The organism is Defluviicoccus vanus (genome assembly GCF_014672695.1).
GTDB classification, from domain to species: Bacteria; Pseudomonadota; Alphaproteobacteria; order Rhodospirillales; family Defluviicoccaceae; genus Defluviicoccus; species Defluviicoccus vanus.
The window spans coordinates 1,641,594-1,658,289 of sequence record NZ_CP053923.1; the positions used below are offsets into that span (position 1 = coordinate 1,641,594).

Below are 16,696 nucleotides of genomic sequence, written 5' to 3' on the forward strand. Positions count from 1 at the left end.
CAGCCCAAAGTCGCGTGCGTTCGCACCCGCGACATCCTTGAAAGCCTGCCCAGAATGCTTAATGTAGGGCTTATTATTCGCGCGTGCGCGCAACGAAGAGAGTGTGCAACAGGGCTTTCATCCACGCTCACGCCTATCACAGGGCGCGGAGAGCGCGGCGTTAAGAATTAATTGATGTGAGGGACAGTGATGACCGCTTCAGGACCGACGAAAAACGCGAAGCTGCTCGCGTGGGTGGACGAATGGGCAGCCCTGTGCAAGCCGGATCAAGTGCATTGGTGTGATGGCTCGCAAGAAGAATACGATCGCCTCTGTGAAGAGATGGTGCAATCGGGCACGTTTATTCGCCTGAACCCCGAGAAGTATCCGAACAGCTTCTTGGCGCGTTCGCACCCCAGTGACGTCGCCCGCGTTGAGGATCGGACCTACATCTGCTCGAAGACGAAAGAAGAAGCCGGCCCGACGAACAATTGGGAAGACGCGGAGAAGATGAAGGGCATTCTCCGTGGCCAATACGACGGTTGCATGCGCGGCCGGACGATGTATGTGATCCCGTTCTCGATGGGGCCGCTCGGCTCGCCGATCGCCAAGATCGGGGTGCAGATCTCAGATAGCGCCTACGTCGCCACCAACATGCGGATCATGACCCGCATGGGACAGGCGGTGCTCGACGTCCTCGGCAATGGCGACTTCATCCCTTGCGTCCACTCCATCGGTGCACCGCTCGCCCCGGGTGAAAAGGACGTGGCGTGGCCGTGCGAACCGGACATCAGCCGCAAGTACATCTGCCACTTCCCCGAGACGCGCGAGATTTGGTCGTATGGCTCCGGCTACGGCGGCAATGCGCTGCTTGGCAAGAAGTGCCTGGCGCTGCGCATCGCCTCGACGATGGCCCGCGATGAGGGCTGGCTCGCCGAGCACATGCTGATCCTCGGCCTCGAGTCGCCGCAGGGTGAGAAGACCTACGTCGCCGCCGCGTTCCCGTCGGCCTGCGGCAAAACCAACCTCGCCATGATCCTGCCGCCGGAAGGCTTCGAAGGCTGGAAGGCCTACACCGTCGGCGACGACATTGCCTGGATCAAGCCCGGCCCCGATGGCTCCTTGCGCGCCATCAACCCGGAATACGGCTTCTTCGGCGTCGCCCCCGGCACGTCGTATTCGTCCAATCCGATGGCGATGGACACCATGAAGCCCGGCAACTGCATCTACACCAACGTGGTGCTGACCGATGACGGCGGCGTCTGGTGGGAAGGCATGGGCCCGGCACCGGCACACGGCATCGACTGGAAGGGTAACGACTGGACGCCGGAGTCGGGCACCCCGGGTGCGCACCCGAACGCCCGCTTCACCGCTCCGGCCGGCCAATGCCCGACCATCGACCCGGCGTGGGAAGACCCAGCTGGCGTGCCGATCTCGGCGTTCCTGTTCGGCGGTCGCCTGTCGAAGACCTTCCCGCTCGTCTACGAGGCCCTCGGTTGGGATCACGGCGTGTTCATGGCCGCGACCATGGGCTCGGAAGCCACCGCAGCCGCCATCGGCCAGGCCGCCATTCGCCGCGACCCCTTCGCGATGCTGCCGTTCATCGGCTACAACATGGCGACGTACTGGGGTCACTGGGTCAAGACCGGCACCAACAAAGCCCTCAAGCTGCCGTCGATCTTCCGCGTCAACTGGTTCCGCAAGGACGAGAATGGCAAGTTCATCTGGCCGGGCTATGGTCAGAACATGCGCGTTCTGAAGTGGATCGTCGATCGCGTCCGCGGCCGCTCCGGTGCGGTGGAGAGCCCCTTCGGTCTCAGCCCACGCTACGAGGACATCACCTGGGCCGGTCTCGATTTCTCTGCCGACAAATACGCGCACATCATGGACATCACCCGTGAAGGCGCGCTGGCGGAAGCCGCCGAGATCAAGAACTACTTCGCGACCTTCGGTGCAGCCTTGCCGCCGGAACTCGAAGCACAGCGTAAGCTTCTCGAGGAGCGTGCCACCAAGTCGCCCAAGGTGTGGACGATTTCCTCCGCCGCCTAAATTTGCGGTAACGCAAAGCAAAAAGAAGCCGGCCTTCGGGCCGGCTTCGTTGTTTGTGGAATAAGCCGCGCCACAGTTTGACTGGTGGCAACCGGTTGTGTGCAGTCTAAGTAGGTATCGGCGATAGCCGATGACGGGCGTGCTTCGGGTGCCCAGCATCATCAATTCCTTTCGCCTACCTGCAGCGGGTGCTGCCGTAGCATGCGTCGATCGCAGCCGTCGCGGCGACACCAGAGTTCAGCCGCGATAGTTCGCCGATAAGAATGCGAAACGGGTGCTCTCCTGCATGGCCATCAGCGCGGCATCGTACCCGTCATTAAACTGCACCATGTCGGGTCCGCTCTCTTGCTCATTGCGGGAACTGATCTTCCCCTGGAAAAGGTGTGCCGGTTGCGGACATCTGCCGCCGGGCGGGGATCAGTCAGGCGACCTACTTTAACTGGAAGAAAAGATATGAGGGGATGACGCCGCCGGAGATGCGGCGGCTGAAGCAGCTGGAGGATGAGAACGCCAAGCTGAAGAAGCTGGTGGCGGACCTGTCGCTGAACCGGGAAATGCTCCAGGATATCGTCCGCCGNAAAAATCTGAGGCCTGGTCCCAAGCGCAAGCTCGTTGACGAGACGCGGCATGAGTGGGGCGTATCGATCCGGAGAGCCTGCGGGCTCGTCGAGTTCGACACTTCGACCTACCACTATCGCTCTCGCCGACCCGATCAGGCCGCACTCAAGGCCCGCATGAAGGAAATCGCCGAGACGCGCGTCCGTTATGGCTATCGCCGCGTGCATGTTCCGCTTCGCCGNGAGAGCTGGACGGTGAACCACAAGCGAACCTATAAGCTCNNTCACAAGGCGTTGGGTCTCCAGCTCCGCAGCAAGGTGCCGAAGCGCCGGGTCAAGGTGAAGCTCCGCAAGGATCGCCAAGCTGCGGTTCGCCCGAACGATGTCTGGGCGATGGACTTCCTTCACGATCAGCTTGCCACCGGGCAGAAAATCCGCGTCCTGACGATCGTCGACACGTTCTCTCGCTTCTCGCCGGCGCTGGATGCGCGGATGAACTAGCGTGGCGAGGATGTCGTCCAGACCCTTGAGCGGGTCTGCCTGGACGTCGGCTATCCCCAGTCCATCCGTGTGGATCAGGGCAGCGAGTTCATCAGCCGTGATCTCGATCTGTGGGCCTATGCCCGTGGTGTCATCCTCGACTTCTCCCGGCCAGGCAAGCCGACCGACAACGCCTTTGCCGAGGCTGATCTATCGTCTGGCACTAACCGGCGATGGGGCGTCTCGGCTCAGATCACGCCGGAGAGCCTGCAGGGGTTCGCACTGTCCGCGCGTCGGAAGCTAAAGAACAAAGAAGGATCATATCGCAGGGACCACCTCCGGCCGCTGACGTTCGCAGTTTTATACCGAAGTGGCGCACCCGACAGGATTCGAACCTGTGGCCTCTGCCTCCGGAGGGCAGCGCTCTATCCACTGAGCTACGGGTGCCGCGCAACGCGGACGATAGCGCCACAAACCGCCTGGGGCAAGCACCAGACATCTTAGGCGGTGTCTCCGTTTGCTCCTCTGCCGCGTTTGCTTGGAACTGTAATCATCCGGCGGATTGGTGGGTACTGAACCGCGCCCGGTTTGCCGGAGGCNNTATTTGGTTTGAGTCACGCCACCAGCTTCTGCTTGTTGAGCATGGCGCAGTAGCGTGCCTCGGCTTCGGCCGGCTGGATATTGCCGATGGGCTCCAGCAGACCGCGATTGTTGAATCAATCGACCCATATCAGCGTCGCAAATTCGACGGCTTCGAAGCTTCGCTACGGCCCGCGTCGATGGAGCACCTCGACCTTGTAGAGGCCGTTGATCGACTCGGCGAGAGCATTGTCATAAGAGTCGGCGACACTACCGACGGACGGATCGATGCCCGCCTGCGCCAATCGCTCGGTATAGCGATTGCTGACGTATTGCGATCCGCGATCCGCGTGGTGCACCAGACCAGTTCTGTGGGCGGGCCGCCGTTCGTGCAGCGCCTGCTCCAGCGCATCGAGCACGGAAGCTGGCANTGCTGTCTTGTTCACGCGCCAGCCGACGATCCGGCGGGCGTAGGCGCAGATGACGAAGGCCACGTAGACGAAGCCTGACCAAGTGCTGACATTNNAGGTGAATTCAGATAGCCACAGCATGTTCGGCGCGGGTGCGTGGAACCGACGGTTCACATGGTCGAGCGGACACGGCGCCGTCTTGTCCTGCACGGTCGTCCGGACCGGCTTGCCGCAGATCACCCCTTGAAGGCCAAGCTCAGCCATGAGTCGCTCCACGGTGTAGCGCGCGACGGCAAAGCCGTCGCGCATAATTTGCCGCCAAACCTTCCTCGCGCCATCGACCTCGAAGTTCTCGGCGAAGACGCGTGCGATCTCGGACTTCAGGGCCACGTCCCGTCGCGCCCGTGCCGAAAGCTTCCCCGGATCGGCCCGCTTGGCGACATGGTCGTGGTCGGTCGGCGCGGCGATCGGCAGCACCTTGCAGATCGGCTCGACCCCATACGCCTCGCGGTGATCTTCGATGAAGGCGATCATCGCTTGAACCGGCGGTCGAACTCCGCCTGGGCNAANATAGGTGCTCGCTTTGCGCAGGATCTCATTCAATCNGAGGTCCTTCAAGCGAGCCGTCATGACGGTCGGCACGCCCACCCGCTTGCCAACATCGACCTCGGCCTTCTCCCTCCACTCGTTCAGCGTCTGTCCCGTGCAGCCGATCTTGGCAGAGATCGAAATGACCGCCGCCCTGTGCAAGGGACGCTCGTGTTCGTGATCCAGCACCAGCCGCATCGCACGCTCGCGAACTTCCGGGGAGAACTTCTTCGTCGTCTTGCTCATGATGGCTCCACCTGCTCAAAAGTTGGAACCTCCGGCAAACCCGGGGCAGTTCATGGTCCATTGGGACAGATTGCGACAAAGCTGGGCATCCCGCCGTGGGGTTCGGCACGAGCTTGCGCCCCGAACCCCAGCCGGTGAACCAGCAGGCGCAATACAACACGCCGCTGGTTCCCTAACCAACATCAAGCCACTAACAGTTCGCTATCCTGCGGGACCTTATTGAAGACCACCGCAACCTTGCCGGCACTCTGCCAGTCGAGGCCACGCAGGCCATAGGCCAGCGTATCCGCTCGGCCACCCTCGGCCAACGTCACCACCAGCATTTGGTCGGCCCGCTGCACCAGTCGGCAGGCATGCTTGGTGGAGGACAGGGGTGGTGCATCAAGGATGAGCACGTCATAGCGGGTCCGCAAGTGATCGAAGGCCTGCTCGATCGCCGCCATTGACTGGTAGTCAAGAGCGTTGGCATTGATGCCGCATTAGCTGAGAATCTGCAGCCCGTGCTCATCGGCAACCCAGATCGCGCTCTCCGGATCAATGCCCTGGCGCGCGCAATCGACGAGGCCGAGATGTCCCGTGCCGCCGAACAGCTGCGTCACCGCTCGATCGGTATTGAGCTCCACCAACAGCGTCTTGAGGCCGACCCCGCGACACATCAGCGCCAGCGACACCGCCACGCTAGTGCCGCCGTCACCCTCCTGCAGTGGGGTCACAACAACGCTTCCCATGCCACTTGAACCGATACTGAGGGTCGTCGCCAGATCGAGCAGGATGCGCGCGTAGTCCGAGTCCATGCTGACATTGTCCGGCACCACGCCTTCGCGCTGTAACGGCAATGCGGCAACGACCGGAAAGCCCGCGATCGCCTCGAAGGATTTGACTTGGTTCATGGTGCCGATCCTGCGGTCGCGGAGCGCGCGGATGGCGATGAACAGGAAAGCAAAGCCGGCACCAGCGAAAGACGCCGCCCCGGTAATCAGGCTTCTTCGGGTATATAGGTGCGTCAGGTGCGACCGCACGCGACACGAACGATGCGGCCGACTGTTCGAGACCGACAGCGGTTTCGATCGCGTCGATTTGCGTGTCGAGCGTGTTCAGCGACGTCTTCGTTCCCTCTGCTTCCGTCTGCAACCGTGCGAGTTGGACGCGGCTTCCAGTTCCTTCAACGGCTTCGCTTTGCACGTCCTGCATCCGCTGACGCAGCTTGTCCACCTTCGTCTGCAGCACACGCTCCTCATTGCGTACCGTCGAGCTCAGGCTGTTGAGCTCCTGGTCAATTGAGCGGTCGATCTTGTTGAGACTCTCCTGCTTCTTCAGATATTCGGGATGGCGTGGTCCGAACACTTCCCCAGCCTCTGCCAATTCCACATAGGCCTGTGCCCGCTTTTGCCGCAGCGCCTGAATAAGCTCTGAGAAAGCAACGTTGGTAAGCTCTCCGGCGCCAGAGCCGGCGGTTCGGGCACGGTCAATGATCTGCCGCTTCGCCGTCGCTGCGGAAAGATCGGATTCGCTCACGATCAGCTGCTGACGAATGTTGGCGTACACGTCACCGGCAACATCGCTCGTTTCGCCGAAGACCAGCTTTGAGCCGGAACGGACGCGAACGATGTTCTGTTCAAGCCCACGCAAACGATCGCTCAACTCGTCGCGTTGCATCGTCAACGCATCGAGTGCCTGCAGGCGCCGTCCACGCGCGGTCAGAATTTGCTCTTCGATAAACGCTTCGCCAATGGCATTCGCAGTGCGCGCTGCCATCCATGGATCGGACGTTCGCACCGCGATCTCAGCGACACCGGATTGTCCGAGCTGGGTGACACTGAGTGCCCCGACGAGACCGGCCAAGGTGGTCCGCTCAGCGGCGCTCATCCCGTCTTCGCTCGGAAGCACTGGCGACTGACTCTTTTGACCCGACTTGCCCGCACTTGCCAACGCGCCGTTGAACTCGGGATAGTATCGCAGACCAGCCGCATCGACCGCCGCACGCAACACCGACAGGCCGGTCAGCGCCTGCACCCAGCTCTGCACCCGCACCGGATCGACATATTGAGTCGGCGCGCGCTTGTCCTCTTCAAGGATGCCGAGGCCGTCACCATCGACCCGGACCAAGGCAACGGCCTGATATTTTGCCGGCAGCAGTGACGCGAACGCCCAGCCAAAACTACCGGCAACCAGGCCAGCGGTGACGATCGACCGCCAGTGGCGCCGGACTGCATCCAGCACCAGCGAGAGGTTGAGCGAATCGCGTTCGGTCGTTCCCGGCGGAACCACCCACGGCGTCGCTGGCAGCGCCGCCACACCACCGGCAGGATGCAGAGCCCGGAACGGGTCTGCCGGTGCGGGTGTCAGGTCATGGGTCATCGCTGTCGTGTCCTTCCTGCTTGCATCGTCTGTCAAACGGGCCGCGCCTGTCGTCGACAGATTGGTTCGGGCCATCCGTCCGGGAGATTGGTCCAGATCTACCCATCCGGGCCGTAATACGCCCGAGGCGCGCACCAGAACCATTTTCTACACCTCTCCACCTTCCCCGTATGTGACGGCCGTCATGCCCAAGCGCCGTGGAATACGTATGATCAGTCGCCGTACGAGCCCGCAGATCGCGTTCCGGTTGGACTCGAACGTTTGGAAGTGATGCGTCACTGCATCCCCGCAGCGTTCGTGCCCGGCGAAACGCATCGGCTTGGTAGTAGCCGTGAGAGACAATCAGTAACACTTGCCCAATTGAGGGGTGCCGGTCACCGTGACGTCAAAGCTCCCTGCTGTTCTGGTGCGACTTCTCGCCGCGCTCGGCGTTGAACACCGTTACGTGCTGATCAACGGTCTTGGCGTCATTCTGGCCCGCGGCGTTGGTTCTGGGCTGATTTTGCTCATCACCGTCCTGCTGATGCGTACACTTGGCGCCGAAAACTACGGTCGCTTCGCGTTCTTCCTCTCGGTTGCCTTTCTCGCTGTCCTATTCGGTGGGATGGGTGTGCCTGTCGCCGCCAATTGTCTCCTCCCCCGCTATCGACAGAAGGGACCGGCGCATCGCCGCAGCCAGTTCTTTCTGGTCGGCTTAGTCGCCGTTTTCTTCGGTAGCCTCGCCGCCGGATTGATTTCGGTTACGATCGTGCGCCTAATCCATGGCGGTACGGCGATGATCCCGTTTCCGCTCTGGGCCGCCGCCGCCTACATCACCGCCACCGCACTCTGCAACTTTCTTGCCCCTGCCTGCCGGGCAATGGACATGCCGACGACGGCAGCTCTGGTCGACAACATCTACCCCCGCGTGATCATCCTCGCGGGCATGGGGGTGCTGACGGCTGGCGGCTACCAACTGGATCTCGACAGCCTGCTGATCCTGTGGGTGATCGGCGGCTATGGCGCCGTGGCGATTGCAATATTTTCGTTGGCACGCAGAACTGAACTATCATTGCGCATCCCACGGCAACTTCGCTTCCGTCAACTGCGCGTCTGGTTGTCCTTGTCGACGACCATGATGGTTACGCCGATGTTTTACTTTGTCCTAAGCGAAACGGACATACTGTGTCTTGGCTTCTTTTCGACGCCAACGGATGTCGGTGTTTATAATGTAGCGCGCCGGCTCGCTGAATTGATGCAATTCGCTTATGTCTCGGTCAATACACTGCTACTGCCACGCATCGCCGCCGCCCATGGCGAACGAGACCGCCAGCGGATGCAGTCGATTATCGACACGATGAACGTGGTCGTGCTCGTTCCGGCGGGGGCGTGCTCNATTGCCCTGGTCGGCTTCGGCCCGCAGGTGCTGTCGCTGTTCGGCAGCTCCTTCGTCAGCGGTTACGTCGTCGTCCTGATGCTGGTGGTGCCACGCTTTATCGACCTGTTGCTCGGCCCGGCCTCGGAGGTGCTGATGATGACAGGCGATCAGAAGCTGGTTGCGCGTGTCAACATCGTCGCAGGCGTAGCCAATCTCGGATTGAACCTGCTGCTCGTTCCCTTCTGGGGCGCGGTCGGGGCAGCCACGGCGACCGCAGTGACGATGATTTCCTGGAAGACTTACCTCTTCGTCCTCTGTCGCCGCCGGACCGGAGTGCAGACCAGCCTGGCGACACGGCTGCGGGCGCTGTTTTTCAACCTCAGTGGCGCGCGCCGAGCCCAGGCCTAGGCGCGCAGAGAGTGGGAGAAAGGCTTCAGCCATGGATCACGTAAAGGCTCCGGTGGAACGCGCCAAAAAACCGAGGATCTCCGTCCTCATCCCGACGTTTCGTCGGCCGCAGCTGCTGCCGAAAGCGCTCGCCAGCATCCTTGCGCAGCAAAACTGCTCGCTCGACGCGATCGAAGTCATCGTCGTTGACAATTGCCCCGACGCATCGGCGCGGCCAAGTTTCGAGCGTGCCCGGGAAAGTGCCGGCGGCCGCCTCGGTCTACGCTACCTGCATGAGCCGCGGCCAGGCATCAGCCACGCCCGCAACCGCGCCCTCACCGCCGCCCGTGCGGACCATGTGCTGTTTCTCGATGATGATCTAGAGGCGGCGCCGCAACTCATTGCCACTTTCCTGCAGGCGCTAACGCAAACCAGTGCGGCGATCCTCGTCGGTCCGATCGAGCCGGTGTTCGAAGCGACAAGCGATGGCAGCGGCGACATTGCCGACGCCGACATGCGCAACTATTTTTCCCGCCGCTACGCGGTGCCCAACCTCGCCGACATCTCCGACGACATCGCCCGCCTCGGCACTGCCAATGCCCTCTTCGATCGACACGCTTGCTTTCCCGATTTCGACCCCTTCGAGCCGTCGCTCGGCCTTCTCGGCGGTGAAGATACGCTGATGTTTCGCACCCTACAGCAACGCGGCTTGCGGTTTGCCTGGGTGCAGGATGCTGTCGTCCTCGAGTTCGTGCCCCGGCAACGACAGACCCAGGCATACGTACGCCTGCGCCGCTTTCGCAGCGGCCAAATCCGGGTGCTCACCGCGCTGCGGATGAGTCCCCCCCGCCCTGTCGACGTCGTCCGCTGGATGGCAATCGGTGCCGTGCAGGCGCTCGGCTATGGCCTGATCAGTGCCGTCTTCCGTGCCGTCGGCAATCCGCGTTGGCGCCACATGTTGAGTCGCGCCTACGGCGGCGCTGGCAAGTGTCTGTGGACCGAACGCTTCTTGTTCCCGGCCTACGGCGCGACCTCTCGTCTTGGCAAGTAACGAGAGCACCAGCGCAGCATCTGCATCGCCTCGCGCCGCCTGCCCTCGCGGCGCTGCCGCCGCTGCCGGTTCGTTCCAACCGGCGCGGCGTCAGAGGCGAGCGGCGCAGCCTCGCTATGTCTTTCCTCCTCGGTGTAATCCGCTGCAGCGGCGCTTCATCGTCGAGGACCACGTCTGCCGGCGGTCGCGGCCGCCGTCGCTGCGGGCGGTGTTCGGTACCGAACGACCACGCATGAACGGTAACATCGAGCGCTTTGCCGTTGCCAGTGGCCCCTCCGGCGCGCTAACGAAGATGGTTGAACTCCATCAACCGGGTTGGCGCCTGCAGCACCACCAGGAGTAAAGCGTGGATCCTGAGAAGTCTTTCGAGCCGGGCGAGCCCGCTGACGGCGCGCCGCGTGTAGCCTCTTACACAATCCTTCGTCCGACCGAGCAGACGACGCCCTTCGTCTTTGCCTCACCACACAGCGGCTGCGACTACCCGCCCGAATTCGTTGCCGAGACAAAGCTGAGCGTTTCGGCGTTGCGTCGCTCCGAGGATGCGTTTGTCGATCAGATCTATGCCGCGGCACCTGCGATCGGCGCACCGCTCTTGCGCGCCCACTTTCCCCGTGTTTACGTCGACCCGAATCGTGAGCCCTTCGAACTCGATCCGCGGATGTTCGATGGACCATTGCCCGATTACGTCAATGGCCACTCGCCCCGGGTCGCCGCCGGACTTGGTACAATTGCCAAGGTCGTTGCGACCGGCGAGACCATTTATGCGCAAAAACTCCGGTTTGCCGAGGCCAAACAGCGAATCGAATCGCATTANCTTCCCTACCATCGCGCGCTGACGGATCTCCTCGACCAGACCTTTCAGCGCTTCGATTGCTATCTGCTGATCGACTGCCACTCGATGCCCTCCGTTGGCGGGCCGATGGACGCTGATCCGGGCACCCGTCGCGTCGATTTCGTCCTCGGCGACTGCTACGGGACCTCGTGCTCGCCCGCCGTCATCAATTTGGTGCAAGCAACCCTGCGCGATCTCGGCTACTCGGTGCACCGCAATGTCCCATACGCGGGTGGATTTACCACGCGAAACTATGGACGCACGGACGAACGCAAACACGCGCTGCAGATCGAAATCAATCGCGGCTTGTATATGGACGAGCAGCACATCGCGCCGACCGCAGGCCTGCAACAGGTCAGCCAGGATCTGACCCGGCTGATGACAGTGCTGGAAACGGCCGGACGGCCGATGCTGCTCGGTCGATGACCAGGCCCGGCCGCGCCGAACCGCCGTCCACCCGCCGCCTCGACAGGCGCAACGACAGCGCCGCCGGCTTCGACGACCAGACAGGGCAGGCCGGGCCGATGGTGTCGCTTGTTCGCCCCGCCAGGGATGCCGATCTTATAGCCATCCAGCGGATCTACGCCCATCACGTTCAAACAGGCACCGGTTCGTTCGAGGAAATAGCCCCCTCGCTGGCGGAAATGGCCGAGCGACGTGCCGCCATTCTGGCGCGCGGCCTGCCCTATCTGGTCATCGAGGACGATGGCACCGTCGCCGGCTTCGCCTACGCCGCACTCTTCCGGCCACGTAGTGCGTATCGCTTTACCGTCGAAGACTCCATCTACATTGACCCAGACCGGATCGGCCGGGGCATGGGTCATCTGTTACTCGCGGCGATCATTGACGCCTGCACCACCCTCGATTATCGGCAAATGGTCGCGGTTATCGGTGATGCCTCCAACGCGGCATCCATCGGCCTACATGCGTCTTTCGGTTTCGGCGAAGCGGGCCGGTTGAGCGCGGCGGGATACAAGTTCGGCCGCTGGTTGGACGTTATCTTCATGCAGTTGACACTCCTGCCGTCTTCAGCGAGGTGAACCGGCCCACCGCGGACAGCTCATCGTTCGCACCCAGCCGACGACGCGCACGCGTAGGGCTGGCGAGCGGGCAAAAAAAAGGGCCGTTTGTCACGGCCCAAGTTTTGGGAGGAAACGTCCAAGAAGCACGGTGCAGCCCGGATCGAAGTCGATCGCCGTGCTGCACCGCACAAACAGGAAGATAATTGTTCGCATCTCAGATTTCAAATGGGAAATTTATGTGCAGCCGCGCTACAAGCCGCGGCGCAATCCAAGGTTGCCGGCCATCACTCCAACCCATTGATTTTAATGTGGTATTTTTAGCACAGCAGAAAATTCTTCGAAATATACTACTTTTGCGTTTCCGCACGGCAGCAAGCGTGCAGCACCGGAGACTCGTCTTACCTTGGCAACTGCACGTTCGTGGGTGCATTGCACAAACTATGACCGGACAAACGACTGTCTTTGCGGCAGTCAACGCCGCCGAGCGAGAATCTCGGGACCCGACACTGGATGGCAATATTGCACGTCAAGTCGGCTGCAAACGCCGCCCAGCCAAACACCGGAGGAGACGATGAAAGGCTTGATCGCCGATATCGGCGGAACGAACGCCCGGTTTGCACTCGCTGACACCAACGGCAAGGTGCAGCAGGTGAAGCACTTTCCCTGTCGTGATTTTCCCCGCCTCGCTGACGCCTGCGAGGCATACCTAACCGAGCTTGCGGCTACCGAGACCGACTTCGTGCGGCCGCGTGCCGCGGCCATCGCCGTAGCCTCTCCAGTCGACAGTGACGACGTGCGGATGACCAATCACGTCTGGTCCTTCTCGATCGAAGAGACGCGCCGGCAATTGCAGTTCGATACCCTGCAGGTGATCAACGACTTCGTCGCTGTCGCGCTGGGACTGCCACACCTGACCGACGACGACGTGCTCCAGGTGGGCTCGGGTATTCCGGTGGCACGCCAGCCGATGGCCGTCCTCGGCGCCGGCACCGGGCTCGGCGTTTCGGCGATGCTGCCCACGGGATTGGGATGGGCGCCGCTCAGCAGCGAAGGCGGTCACGTCACCGCCCCGGCGGTGAACGAGCGTGAGGCCGCGGTACTGGCGGTGCTGCGCGGTCACTTTGGCCACGTTTCGGCTGAGCGGATCATATCCGGACCGGGTCTGGTCAATCTGTCGCGGGCGATCGCGGAACTGGACGGCGTCGGCATCGACCCGGACCTGACCCCGGCCGACTGCACCAGCCGCGCCCTTGACCAATCGTGCCACGTCTCAACCGAAGCCTTGAACATGTTCGCGGCGATCCTTGGGACCGTCGCCGCCAATCTCGCCGTCACCCTGTGCAGCCGTGGTGGCGTTTACATCGCCGGTGGCATCGTGCCCCGCCTTGGCGATTGGTTCCTCACCTCGCCGTTTCGCCAGCGCTTCGAGGACAAGGGACGCTTCGGTGGCTACCTTGCGGCGATTCCCACCTACGTGGTCACCAACTCCCACCCGGCCTTCGTCGGCCTCGCCTCGCTCGTAACGGGTCGCGGTCGTTAGGGTACTGACGTCTTGAGGGGAGGCAACTTACGGTCTGGCCGTACGCCCTCGTCGGCATGCTCCAGATCGTCAGCGTGATCGTGGCGCCGAGGACCGCGCACGCGTGGCCGCAATCATCCGCGCCTCTGGAGATTGCCTTGCCTGAAAGGGGGATGGCAACGGTGCCACGGACACCCTCGGTCGTTACAGGAGCTGTTGTCACAGGACGCCACGGACGCGCAACTCGTCCACCTCGTCCGCCGACAGGCCAAGGAGATCGCGGAACACCCTCGCGTTACCGCTGCCAAGCGCCGGGCCAATTCGGTCAATCCGCCCAGGGGTGGCGGAAAGGCGGGGGATCACGTCGGGAATGACGCAGGTGCCGACGTCGGCGTCGGTGATGCCGACCAAATTGCCCCGGGCGGCAACCTGCGGATCGTTGACGATGTCGACGATGGAGTTCAGCGGCCCGACGGGCACCTCAGCGGCGAGGCAGCGGCGCATCACCTCCTCCAAATCAAGGCTGCCGGTCCAGGCGGCAACCAGCCGATCCACCGTCTCGCGCGCCGCCAGCCGCACCGTCTGCGGGCCAAATGCAGTCGCATCGGCGAGCTGCGGGCGGTCCATCGCCGTGGCGAGGCGGGCAAACATCTTGTCGGTGGTGCAGGCAATCGCCACCCATCGCTCGTCGCGGGTGGGAAAGTGACCGTGCGGACAGGCGTTGCGGGTGCCGGCACCCTCGCGGTCACGGACGACGCCAGCGTGAATATAGGCAGGCGCCAGCTCGTCGAGAACGCGGAGCACCGCCTCATAAAGGCCGATGTCCACCACCTGTCCCCCTCCGCCGCGCCGCCGATGGATGAGAGCGACGAGCACGCCCACCGCGGCGTAGAGACCGGCGAGATAGTCACCGAGCGAGGTGGAACCGGGTGTCACCGGGATTTCCCCCGGCATCCCGGCCAGCTGCGACAGGCCACCCACCGCGTGGGCGATGCGGGCGAAGCCGGGACGGTCGCGATAGGGGCCGGTCTGGCCATAACCAGTGACACGTAGCAGCACGAGGTCCGGATTGACCGCACGCAGTTGCTCCCAGCCGAGCCCCCAGCGTTCGAGCGTCCCCGGACGGAAGTTCTCGCAGATCACGTCCGAAACCGCCGCCAGCCGCCGGAACAGGGCCGCCCCCTCCGGCCGGCTGAGATCGAGGGTGATCGAGGTCCGGTTGCGCGCCTCCGACAACCAGCAATAGCTGGAATCGGCACGCGGGCTTGGCGTGCCGAAACGGCGGAGCGGATCACCGCTGCCGGGATGCTCTACCTTGATCAGCTCGGCGCCGAACTCGCCGAGCAAGGTGGCACAGGTGGGCGCGGCAATGAAGGTGGCGCAATCAAGCACGCGGACGCCGGCGAGTGGCCGGACGCCGGCGTCGACCAACGACGTAGGCAGGGTCCTGGGCTGCATCTCGGGCGCTTCCGGCTTGCCGCTCATGCTCCCCAGACTCGCTGCACGATTGACTTGTGACTGCCGATCAGGAACAGCGCGGCGCAGCGGGCGAAGCGCACCAGTTCCTCCAGGTATTGCCGCCACCATTTCAGGCGCGAGGTGGAGGGCTGGCGTGCCACCCCGTCCCCTTCCACCGCCAGGCCCAGGCGGCGAAAACAGTAGAGCGCGCGCGGCAGGTGGAAGGCATCGGTAACGAGAACCGCCCGCCGCAAGCCGTCCCGCCGCAGAATCCGGCCGACGTAGACCGCGTTCTCGAAGGTGTTGCGCGATTGGTCCTCGACGATGATCCGTTCGTTCGGCACGCCAGCCGCGAGGGCGATCTCGCGCATCAGCGTTGCCTCGGCCGGCGGCGCGGCAACGATGCCGCCGGAAACGACGAGATAGCGGGCATGCCGGGCAAAATAGACCGCCAGGCCGTGATCGATCCGTCGACGCAGTGCATCGCTCGCCACTCCGGGCGCCAGCACCGCTGCGCCGAGCACGATCACCGCATCGGCAGCAGCGTCAGTGCCGCCCTTCGTAGCAACCATCGTCCGTCCCCTCAGCCGCAAAGCCTTGACACACCCCGCCCCGGCACCATACGTGCGTTAAAGCTCAATCCCGCATACGCCCGGATCGGCTGTGATTCGGTGACCGACACAGCAATGCAGGCGATCGCTGGTCAGCACGGCCGATTCTGCGTCCCGGCAGGTTTTTCGGTGAGGCCAACCCATGGCGAAGCATGGTGCTCATGCTATACATCTGCGCATGGTGGGTGGAGCCGCTACGATCGGGCTGCCGAACCACCTCGACAATGGCGCCAGCGGCGCGGTAGCGGAGAGCGCTGCTGCCGGCTAGCTCCGGGATCGACGCGGCAAGAAAGCCGGCCCCGGTCAGGCGGTTGACGGGCGGCTCGTGATGGTCGCGGCCTGTGTCGAGGTGCCGCCGACCATTGCCAGTGAAGCCTCGGCAACGGGGCACGCAGGCGCGGGAACGTCTTCAAATGTTTCCGTCATGGGCAAACTTGGCTACAACAGGGAATACTGGGAAGGATTAAAAAAATGCCTGACGCATTCTTAGCCCAGCGGGCATCGGACAACCAGCAGGTCAACGAGGAAAGAAGTATGGAAAGGCGATCCAGCCTCGATGTCATGGAGGAACTGCTCCCCCTGCGCGGAGCGACTCGTCGACGTCGGATGCGGCGATGGGTGGTTGACTCGCTTACTGACGAAGCGCGGGGTGCACGTAACCGGCATCGAGGTCAGCCCGCGCCATCTGCAGGAGGTGCGGTCGAAGCCTCACGTCGGCGACGAGCATTATATCCAAGGCCTCGCCGAAGACCTGCCGATCACCTCGCGATCGGTCGATATCGTGCTGTATTTCAATAGCTTGCATCACATCGACAAGGACGGCCTGCCGAAGGCGATGGTTGAGGCGGCGCGGGTACTCAAGTCGGGTGGCATTCTCTACGTCTGCGAACCGCTTGCCGAGGGCGCCTACTTCGAGGTCATGAAGCCGGTGCACGACGAAACGGCAGTCCGGCAGGAGGCGCTGGCGATTCTCCGCCTTGCTCCCGAGTTTGGCCTGCTGTTGGAAAAGACCGTGAACTACACCGATCTGGTCAAGCTGCGCGATTTTGACGCCTTTCACGATCGGCTCACCTCCATCAACCCGCATGTCCGCGAGCGGTTCATCGAGCTCGAAGATGTGATCCACGCCAATTTCAATCGCCTTGGCCAGGAAACGGCCGACGGCTGGGCATTCGAGCAGCCGATGCGGGCCTGCCTGCTGCGGCGCGTCTAA

Annotated in this window: 13 protein-coding genes, 1 tRNA gene, 2 pseudogenes and 1 other annotated feature; of the genes and pseudogenes, 9 read left to right on the plus strand and 7 right to left on the minus strand. The window is 62.9% G+C overall.

Annotated features, from left to right (window positions below; genetic code table 11):
• Nucleotides 1-189 precede the first annotated feature (189 nt).
• Entirely contained in the window at nucleotides 190-2,028 is a 1,839-nt protein-coding gene (locus HQ394_RS07420; protein WP_190262714.1) for a phosphoenolpyruvate carboxykinase (GTP), read from the plus strand.
• 377 nt (nucleotides 2,029-2,405) lie between these two features.
• Nucleotides 2,406-3,272, plus strand: a pseudogene (locus HQ394_RS07425) (IS3 family transposase); the annotation flags it as partial.
• A gap of 164 nt (nucleotides 3,273-3,436) precedes the next feature.
• On the opposite strand, the gene HQ394_RS07430 reads toward HQ394_RS07425, so the two are convergent.
• The 5 genes and pseudogenes from HQ394_RS07430 to HQ394_RS07450 all read right to left on the minus strand — a co-directional run bounded on the left by HQ394_RS07430 (nucleotide 3,437) and on the right by HQ394_RS07450 (nucleotide 7,246).
• Nucleotides 3,437-3,512, minus strand: a tRNA-Arg gene (locus tag HQ394_RS07430).
• Nucleotides 3,513-3,679: 167 nt separating this feature from the next.
• Nucleotides 3,680-4,888 (minus strand): annotated as a pseudogene (locus tag HQ394_RS07435) (IS3 family transposase).
• Nucleotides 4,514-4,631, minus strand: a sequence feature (AL1L pseudoknot). Its footprint overlaps the pseudogene before it by 118 nt.
• A gap of 182 nt (nucleotides 4,889-5,070) precedes the next feature.
• The gene (locus HQ394_RS07440) at nucleotides 5,071-5,331 is read right to left on the minus strand and encodes a P-loop NTPase family protein (RefSeq protein WP_190262715.1); all 261 of its coding nucleotides are present in this window, start codon (nucleotides 5,329-5,331) and stop codon (nucleotides 5,071-5,073) included.
• Nucleotides 5,332-5,367: 36 nt separating this feature from the next.
• Nucleotides 5,368-5,601, minus strand: a complete 234-nt coding sequence (locus HQ394_RS07445; protein WP_190262716.1) for a P-loop NTPase family protein — start codon at nucleotides 5,599-5,601, stop codon at nucleotides 5,368-5,370.
• Entirely contained in the window at nucleotides 5,579-7,246 is a 1,668-nt protein-coding gene (locus HQ394_RS07450; protein ID WP_190262717.1) for a GumC family protein, read from the minus strand. The genes HQ394_RS07445 and HQ394_RS07450 overlap by 23 nt, the downstream gene beginning before the upstream one ends.
• Before the next feature lie 445 nt (nucleotides 7,247-7,691).
• On the opposite strand from HQ394_RS07450, the gene HQ394_RS07455 reads away from it, so the two are divergent.
• The 6 genes from HQ394_RS07455 (at nucleotide 7,692) to HQ394_RS07480 (ending at nucleotide 13,435) form a co-directional block, all read left to right on the plus strand.
• The gene (locus HQ394_RS07455; RefSeq protein WP_456151558.1) at nucleotides 7,692-9,011 is read left to right on the plus strand and encodes an oligosaccharide flippase family protein; all 1,320 of its coding nucleotides are present in this window, start codon (nucleotides 7,692-7,694) and stop codon (nucleotides 9,009-9,011) included.
• A 31-nt stretch (nucleotides 9,012-9,042) separates the two neighbouring features.
• Nucleotides 9,043-10,041, plus strand: a complete 999-nt coding sequence (locus HQ394_RS07460; protein WP_190262719.1) for a glycosyltransferase family 2 protein — start codon at nucleotides 9,043-9,045, stop codon at nucleotides 10,039-10,041.
• Nucleotides 10,031-10,384 (plus strand): hypothetical protein, encoded by a 354-nt coding sequence (locus tag HQ394_RS07465; protein WP_190262720.1) that lies wholly within the window; start codon nucleotides 10,031-10,033, stop codon nucleotides 10,382-10,384. The genes HQ394_RS07460 and HQ394_RS07465 overlap by 11 nt, the downstream gene beginning before the upstream one ends.
• A 3-nt stretch (nucleotides 10,385-10,387) precedes the next feature.
• Nucleotides 10,388-11,299, plus strand: a complete 912-nt coding sequence (locus HQ394_RS07470; protein ID WP_190262721.1) for an N-formylglutamate amidohydrolase — start codon at nucleotides 10,388-10,390, stop codon at nucleotides 11,297-11,299.
• A complete protein-coding gene (locus HQ394_RS07475) occupies nucleotides 11,296-11,913 on the plus strand; it encodes a GNAT family N-acetyltransferase (RefSeq protein ID WP_317629012.1) in 618 nt (205 codons plus the stop codon). The genes HQ394_RS07470 and HQ394_RS07475 overlap by 4 nt, the downstream gene beginning before the upstream one ends.
• 553 nt (nucleotides 11,914-12,466) lie before the next feature.
• Nucleotides 12,467-13,435 carry a glucokinase gene (locus HQ394_RS07480; RefSeq protein ID WP_190262722.1) on the plus strand — a complete coding sequence of 323 codons (969 nt, stop codon included), beginning with the start codon at nucleotides 12,467-12,469 and terminating at the stop codon, nucleotides 13,433-13,435.
• Between the two features lie 198 nt (nucleotides 13,436-13,633).
• On the opposite strand, the gene HQ394_RS07485 is transcribed toward HQ394_RS07480, so the two are convergent.
• Together HQ394_RS07485 and HQ394_RS07490 are read right to left on the minus strand one after the other, a co-directional pair.
• The gene (locus tag HQ394_RS07485; RefSeq protein ID WP_317629013.1) at nucleotides 13,634-14,899 is read right to left on the minus strand and encodes a CaiB/BaiF CoA transferase family protein; all 1,266 of its coding nucleotides are present in this window, start codon (nucleotides 14,897-14,899) and stop codon (nucleotides 13,634-13,636) included.
• Nucleotides 14,896-15,444 carry a YdcF family protein gene (locus tag HQ394_RS07490; protein ID WP_190262723.1) on the minus strand — a complete coding sequence of 183 codons (549 nt, stop codon included), beginning with the start codon at nucleotides 15,442-15,444 and terminating at the stop codon, nucleotides 14,896-14,898. The genes HQ394_RS07485 and HQ394_RS07490 overlap by 4 nt, the downstream gene beginning before the upstream one ends.
• Nucleotides 15,445-16,039: 595 nt before the next feature.
• Here HQ394_RS07490 and HQ394_RS07495 point away from each other — a divergent pair.
• Entirely contained in the window at nucleotides 16,040-16,696 is a 657-nt protein-coding gene (locus HQ394_RS07495; protein WP_223291931.1) for a class I SAM-dependent methyltransferase, read from the plus strand.